Below are 6,328 nucleotides of genomic sequence, written 5' to 3' on the forward strand. Positions count from 1 at the left end.
GGGGCCCGCGCGGGCGCCCCCCCTCGTGCGGTTTGCATTGCGGTGGGGGGGCGCCGCCCCCCCGCCCCCCACTACCGGGGTCTGGCCATGCGGCGCCGCGCGTCCGTTGCGCATCGTGCAAAACACAAAGAGCCGGGCAATGCCCGGCTCTCCCTGTTGACGCGTTGCGATCAATGCTCGATCAGAACGACCAGGTGAACGTCAGGCCGCCATTGCGCCCATCGCCATACGCACCGTACCCGTTGATCTGCGAGAAGTACGTCTTGTCCAGCAGATTGTTGAGGTTGGCCTGCACGCTGAACGCCGGCGAGATGCGGTAGCGCACGAAGGCGCTGACCAGCGCATAGCCGCCCTGTTCGATGCGGCCATACGCCGGCACCGGATAGTAGATCCCGTTCTGCCAGTTGGCACCGCCGCCGACGGTCAGCGCGGTCAGCGACTGCGGGGTGTAGCTGGTGAACAGCTTGATCGTGGTCTGCGGCAGGTTGGTGTTGATGTCCGCGTCGTTGATGTCCTTGGCCACGTAGCGCGAGGCGCCAAAGGTCGCGTTCCAGCCCGGCGCCAGTTCGCCATTGAGTTCGAACTCGAACCCACGGCTCACCGTGCCGCGCGCGGCGATGTAGGCGAACTCACCCGGACGGCTGACGATCGGCTCGCTGGTGATCTGCGCGACATTGTCCTGCTCGATGCGGAACGCAGCGACGGAGACGTTCAGGCGGTTGTCGAACCATGCGCCCTTGACGCCGATTTCGTAGCTCTTGCCGTCCACCGGATCGAGGTAGCTGCCGCTACGGTCGCGCGCTGTCTGCGGCTGGAAGATCTCGGTGTAGCTGGCGTAGGTGGAGTAGGTGTCGTTGATGTCGAACACCAGGCCGGCATACGGGGTGGTGACCTTGTGCGAACGGTCGGCGCCTTCACCTTCGCTGTTCCAGTCGGTGTAACGCGCGCCCAGGATCAGCTTGAGCGGATCGGCCAGCGACAGGCGGGTGGCGACGTAGCCAGCCTTCTGGGTGATGGTGCCTTCGCTCGCGAGCGTCAGCGGGTTCCAGACAGGCTCAGGGAAGTTCCCCGTCCATCCCAGGTAGCTGTCCAGTGGCTGCCAACGAGGATTGTCCACTGTGCCTTGGTAGTCACCGTAATTGGCAAAATCGCGCTTGTTGTAACTCAGCCCGGCCATGAACTGATGTTCCCGCCCGAACAGCTGGAACGGGCCTTCCACATAGCCATCTACGGCATTGACCTTGCGCTCTGTATTGTAGAAGCCGGCCGATCCCACTACGCCTGCGCCGGTGTTTTTGTCGAAGTTGGAAGCGCCGGTCACCCAGTCGTTGTAGGCCGGATAGAACAACTTGTCATCGGCATTGGTCTTGTCATGGGAGGCGCCAACCTTGACCTTCCAGTCGTTGGCGAAGGCGTGTTCCAACGTGGCGAACAGGCGCTTGCTGGTCGTATCCCAGTAAGTCCAGCCCGGATTGGGATTGAACGATTCGTCATAACCAGTGGAGGTGCCGTCGGAGAACAGCATCGGGAAGCCACCCCAGGTCGCGCCGTTGGCCCGCTTCTGCTGGTAGTCGTAGCCCACGCTCAGCTGGGTGTCCGGGGTCAGGTCGGCGTCGATCACCGCATAGCCCAGCGTCTTGTGCTGGTCGTAGCGGTCCATCTGCGATTCGGTGTCCAGGTAGCTGCCGATGACGCGCGCGCGCACCGAGCCGCTGGCATTCAGCGGGGTGGTCACGTCCACCGTGCTGCGGGTGCGGCCCCAGCTGCCGACGTTGACCGACACATTGCCGGTCAGCTCGGCGCTGTCGGCATGCTTGCGGATCAGGTTCACCGAGGCGGACGGGTTGCCGGCGCCGGACAGCAGGCCGGTGGCGCCACGCACCACTTCCACGCGGTCATACAGGGCCAGGTCCAGGCCGGAATCGCCGTAGCTCCAGTTCTGCACCATCTGCGTCGGCAGGCCGTCGAACTGGTAGCTGTCGATGTAGAAGCCGCGCGCGTAGAACTCGGTGCGCTCGGTATCGGACTGGGTGCTGCTCACGCCGGTGGTGTTGGCGAGGACGTCGATGATGTCATCGAGGTTCTGATCCTCGATGCGCTGGTGGCTGATGATGCTGACCGACTGCGGGATCTCGCGCGGGGCGAGATCGAAGCGGGTACCGGCCGAGGTCCTGCGGACCGAATAGCCTTCGGCGCGCTCGCCCTTGACCACGATCCTGTCCAGGGTGGTGGCATCAGCGGCAGCGTCCTGCGCGAAGGCAGGCGCGACGGCGAAGGTGCACAGGGCCACCATCAAGGCCTGCGGCAGCGGGCGGCGGTGCATCGACGGGCGGGGCAGCACGTGGGCGGAGCGGGTCATCGGCGTTTCCAGAAATTCGGCAACGCGCATGGCCGGCGTCCTGGGTGGCCTGCGGCGGAGCGGAGTGGGGGCAGGCAGCGGCTGGCGGGGGGCGTGGACCCGACGCGGGCTCGATAACTGTTCGCGGGCGCGCATCCCTTACGCGACCCGGATCACACTATGGTAATAGCAATGATTCGCATCATCAACCGCATCGGCCATCGGTACCATTGCGCAAGGCCGGCAAGTCGGGGCCCTCTCGTATTCATACTTCCCGCTGCCGAGCCTCTGCGGGCGCAGGCGCGCCGGGTGGGTCGCCGGAGGTGCCCGCGCGCTGGGTTAACAGCTGCGTCGCTACCCTGGGCCTGCGCTGGGTGGACAGCCTTAGCCTCCGCGCGATCCGGCGGCCCGCGCATGCCAGGCCGCCTTCCTCGGCTGCAGGAGATGCCCATGGTCAGCAAGAATACGATCTGCCTCTGGTTCGACGGCACCGCGCTGGAGGCCGCCACGTTCTACGCCGCCACCTTCCCGGACAGTGCGGTGCACGCGGTGCATCACGCACCGGGCGACTTCCCCTCCGGCAAGCAGGGGGACGTACTCACCGTCGATTTCACCGTCGCCGGCATTCCCTGCCTGGGGCTCAACGGCGGCCCGGCGTTCAAGCACAGCGAAGCCTTCTCCTTCCAGATCGCGACCGATGACCAGGCCGAGACCGACCGGCTCTGGAACGCGATCGTCGGCAACGGCGGCGAGGAAAGCGCCTGCGGCTGGTGCCGCGACAAGTGGGGCCTGTCCTGGCAGATCACTCCGCGGGTACTGACCGATGCGGTGACCAGCACGGACCCTGCCGTGGCCCGGCGCGCGTTCGAGGCGATGATGACGATGCGCAGGATCGACGTGGCGGCCATCGAGGCCGCGGTGAAGGGCTGAGGCGGCCCGCGCGGCGAGCGGCAGCGGACAGCAAGAACGATCAAATGACACGCCGCGCGCTGGGTTACGCTGCGGACCCGTTCATCGGCATGGATCTGGCGGTATGGGTGCGGCACGCAGGGCCCTGTGGTACATCGAAAGCCACTTCGCTGAAAACCCGTCGCTGGCCGATATCGCCGGCGTGGTCGGGCTGTCCCCGTTCCATCTCTCGCGCCTGTTCCAGCTCGGCACCGGCACCTCGGTGGTGCGCTATCTGCGTGGGCGCCGGCTGACCGAGGCCGCACGCCAGCTGGCGGCCGGCGCCGGTGACATCCTCGGTGTCGCGATGGCCGCCGGGTACGGCTCGCATGCGGCATTTACCCGCGCGTTCTCCGAGCAGTTCGGGCGCTCGCCCGAGCAGGTCCGCGAGCAGGGGCTGCGGGGTCTGACGCTGGTGGAGGCCTTGAAGCTGGACGACACCGCCACCCCCTGCGTGATCGAGCCGCATCGCGCGTACCGCGGTGCCCTGCGCGTCGCCGGTATCGGTGCGCGCCATACGTCCGCGACCGTCGCATCGATTCCCTCGCAGTGGCAGCGCCTGGGCGAGGCGCATGGCCTGGCTGCGGAGATCGCATATGGGGTGTGCGGCAACAATGATGCCGACGGCGGCTTCGACTACATCGCCGGGGTGGAGATCCGTGCCGCCGCACCCGTGCCCGCAGGCTGGCAGGCGATCTCGATTGCGCCCCGCGAATACCTGGTGGCCTGGCACGCCGGGCACATTTCGGCGATCCGTTCCACCTGGTTCTGGTTGTTGAACGACTATCTGCCGGGCTCCGGCCTGACCCTGGCCGAGGCACCGGACCTGGAGCGCTACGACGCACGCTTCGATGACCGCAGCGGCCACGGCGGGGTGGAGATCTGGCTGCCCCTGGCCGACACGCTGCCCCCCAAGGAGATCGACCCATGCGAATGACCGCCCGTTGCTGTGCTGCGCTGTTGTGGCTCTGCCTGCCCACGTTTGCCGTGGCCGCCGCGCTGCCGGTCGGAGAGCGCCACGGCATCGCGCATACGCCGAGTGCGGCCGTGCGCGATGCCGACCACCGCGACAGCGTGCGCTATACCGTGTGGTACCCGGCCCGGTCCGGTACGCAGGAAACCGCGCTGACGATCGGCCCGCCGGGCGCGCCGTTGTTCGAGGTGGGCACGGCCGCCGCCGATGCCGCCATGGCCAAAGGACGCTGGCCGGTCCTGCTGCTCTCGCACGGCAACGGCGGCAGCGCACGGATGATGGGCTGGTTTGGCACCGCGATGGCGCGCGCAGGGTATGTGGTGATCGCGGTGGATCATCCCGGCAACAACGGCGTGGACCCGATGACCGAAGCGGGCAGCATCCTGATGTGGAACCGCGCGGATGACCTCGCGGCCGCACTGGCTGCCGTACAGGCCGACCCCGCGCTGGCGACGGACATCGACAGCACGCGGCTTGGCATCGCGGGCTATTCGGCGGGTGGGTTCACTGCCCTGGTTGCCGCGGGTGCACGCCCGGATGTGCAGCGGCTGCTGGCGTTCTGCCGCGCGCATCCCGCCGACGGGGTCTGCGCGCCGCAGGCGGAGAACCCGACGCTGACGCTGACGCGCCGGATGAGCGTGGCGGCCACCCCCGAACTCGCCCCGTGGGTGGCCAAGGCGGGAGACGATCGCGCGCTCCCGGCTGTCCGCGCGGTGTTCCTGATCGCCCCGGCGATGGTGCAGGCCTTCGCGCCGGAGGAACTGGGCAAGGTGCCGTCGCCGGTCTCCATCATCGTCGGAGCGGGCGACACGGTGGCAGCGCCCGCCACCAACAGCGAGGTCGCGGCCGCGGCACTTCCGAAGGCGAGGCTGACCATCCTGCCGGCAGTCGGTCACTACGATTTCCTGTCCAGCTGCACCGCGCTCGGAAAGACGCGCGTCGGTGCGCTGTGCCAGGTGGCGGCCGACCAGAACGCCACGCACGGCGCCGCGATCACCGAAGCCAGGGCCTTGTTCGACGCGGCGTTGTCGGCCACGCGCTGATGCGGGGGCGTGCCCCGTCCAGGCAGCCCTCAGGATCAGCGGGAGAGCAGCGTCGGCCGACGATCCGCAATATCCTGTGCGGATGTCGACCTCCCGCCTCTCTTCCTTCTTTCCCGCCCTGGCCGTGCTCGGCTCGGTCACCTCGCTGGCCGTGGGCACCTCGTATGCCAAGCAGCTGTTCCCGCTGATCGGCGCGCAGGGCACCAGCGCACTGCGCGTGGGGTTCTCGGCGCTGGTGCTGCTGATGGTGTTCCGGCCGTGGCGCTGGACCACGTCCCGTGCGGACGCTGGCACGATCATCCGCTACGGCATCACGCTCGGGGTGATGAACCTGCTGTTCTACATGGCCCTGCGCACGATCCCGTTCGGCATCGCGGTGGCGATCGAATTCTGCGGGCCGTTGGCGGTGGCGATGTGGTCCTCGCGGCGGCCGGTCGACTTTGTGTGGGTCGGCTGTGCGCTGGTCGGGCTGTTGCTGCTGCTGCCGTTGGGCCATGGCGAGCCGCTGGATCCGGTCGGGGTGATGTTCGCCCTCGGCGCCGCCGTGTGCTGGGCGATGTACATCATCTTCGGCAAGCGTGCCGGCCACCTGCCGGCCGGGCATACGGTGTCGCTGGGTCTGTGCGCGGCGGCGTTGGTGGTGGTGCCAGTGGGCGTGGCGCATGCAGGCATGGCGCTGCTGGATCCGAAGATCCTGTTGTTCGGCCTCGGCGTGGCGATCGTGTCCAGCGCGATTCCGATGTCACTGGAGATGATGGCGCTGAAGCGGTTGCCGAAAGAGACCTTCGGCATCCTGATCAGCATGGAGCCGGCGGTCGCGGCGCTGCTGGCGATGGGGTTGCTGGCCGAACACCTGACCCCGCTGCAGTGGGCGGCGATCGGCTGCACGGTGGTGGCCTCGGTCGGCAGTACGGTGACCGCGAAACGTGCGGTGGTGCCGTTGCCGGGTGCGCCGGCGTAATCGCGCGCGTTGGTATCGGTAGTGCCGGCCGCTGGCCGGCTCCGCAGTACCGGTGGATCATGAGG

General features: G+C 67.9%; 5 protein-coding genes. 4 read left to right on the forward strand and 1 reads right to left on the reverse strand.

What is annotated here, in order from left to right:
- Window positions 1-181: 181 nt before the first annotated feature.
- Entirely contained in the window at window positions 182-2,359 is a 2,178-nt protein-coding gene (gene fhuE / locus ABE473_RS18665) for a ferric-rhodotorulic acid/ferric-coprogen receptor FhuE (RefSeq protein WP_346490521.1), read from the reverse strand.
- Window positions 2,360-2,788: 429 nt separating this feature from the next.
- On the opposite strand from fhuE, the gene ABE473_RS18670 reads away from it, so the two are divergent.
- From ABE473_RS18670 to ABE473_RS18685, 4 genes are all read left to right on the forward strand, one after another.
- Entirely contained in the window at window positions 2,789-3,268 is a 480-nt protein-coding gene (locus tag ABE473_RS18670) for a VOC family protein (RefSeq protein WP_346490522.1), read from the forward strand.
- Window positions 3,269-3,371: 103 nt separating this feature from the next.
- On the forward strand, window positions 3,372-4,223 hold the full coding sequence (locus ABE473_RS18675; RefSeq protein WP_346490523.1) for an AraC family transcriptional regulator: 852 nt from the start codon (window positions 3,372-3,374) through the stop codon (window positions 4,221-4,223).
- Window positions 4,220-5,302 carry an alpha/beta hydrolase gene (locus ABE473_RS18680; RefSeq protein ID WP_346490525.1) on the forward strand — a complete coding sequence of 361 codons (1,083 nt, stop codon included), beginning with the start codon at window positions 4,220-4,222 and terminating at the stop codon, window positions 5,300-5,302. The genes ABE473_RS18675 and ABE473_RS18680 overlap by 4 nt, the downstream gene beginning before the upstream one ends.
- A gap of 82 nt (window positions 5,303-5,384) precedes the next feature.
- Complete coding sequence (locus ABE473_RS18685; RefSeq protein WP_346490524.1) at window positions 5,385-6,263, forward strand: EamA family transporter; 879 nt, start codon at window positions 5,385-5,387, stop codon at window positions 6,261-6,263.
- Window positions 6,264-6,328: the final 65 nt, after the last annotated feature.

This window comes from Stenotrophomonas sp. TWI700, assembly GCF_039673645.1.
Taxonomy (GTDB): domain Bacteria; phylum Pseudomonadota; class Gammaproteobacteria; order Xanthomonadales; family Xanthomonadaceae; genus Stenotrophomonas; species Stenotrophomonas maltophilia_AA.